The 310-nt window shown below is 62.6% G+C and carries 1 pseudogene; it reads right to left on the reverse strand.

The window, feature by feature from the left end:
• A pseudogene (locus tag MLGJGCBP_RS50970) lies at positions 1-310 on the reverse strand (cytochrome P450); the annotation flags it as partial.

Consider the following 310-nt stretch of genomic DNA (forward strand, 5'->3'; position numbering starts at 1 on the left):
CGGAACTGTTTGTGGCGGGGACCGTCGATCTCGATCGGGACCATGCCCTCCTCGGAACCCTGCGTGTTGATGCCGTCTGGGTCGTTGGGGAAGCTGACGAAGCCACGGTTGCTGCGCCGCAACACACTAGAGATGTCGTCGTAGCGCGTGAGGACCCAGCATCCGTTGCCTCGCATCGAGTAGCTGATCGGCAGCTTCTCTCGCCTGTCGGCCATCTCCGCGAGATGTTCGGTGATGGGAACCGGGTTGTACGGGTCGTAGTCGCGGCGATACTGCCGGCGCAGGTCGTCGAGCGTCAGTTCTGTGGTCA

Origin of the sequence: Rhodococcus sp. T7, from assembly GCF_009872365.1 — a bacterium.
In the GTDB taxonomy this organism is placed as follows: Bacteria; Actinomycetota; Actinomycetes; order Mycobacteriales; family Mycobacteriaceae; genus Rhodococcus_F.